At 52.6% G+C, this 291-nt stretch carries 1 protein-coding gene; it reads left to right on the top strand.

Annotated features, from left to right (window positions below; translation table 11 throughout):
- Positions 1-88: 88 nt before the first annotated feature.
- On the top strand, positions 89-291 hold a 203-nt coding region (locus C5470_RS23335; protein WP_339917305.1), incomplete at its 3' end, for a reverse transcriptase N-terminal domain-containing protein.

Raw genomic sequence — 291 nt, 5'->3', positions numbered from 1 at the left:
CAAATCGTTTTGGTATGTATGAGCTACGGGAGCGAGATGTAGCGCCGATTGACTACGGTGTGACGTTTCAAATGTAGCGAAATTGGGGATGTTACTCATTTACGCAGGAATCCTGACGGTACCCCAACAAATGACAACAGCGGGTAAACCGGTGACTGGTGCATCCTTCGAGGCTATTCACTGGGATGTCATCAACTGGCGGGCCATTGAACAGCAGGTGCGGCGACTGCAAATGCGTATCGCGAAGGCAACCCGGGAAAGACGCTGGGGCAAGGTGAAAGCCCTGCAATG

Source organism: Photorhabdus stackebrandtii (genome assembly GCF_011189495.1).
GTDB classification, from domain to species: domain Bacteria; phylum Pseudomonadota; class Gammaproteobacteria; order Enterobacterales; family Enterobacteriaceae; genus Photorhabdus; species Photorhabdus khanii.
This window is presented reverse-complemented; position numbering and strand designations above follow the sequence as displayed.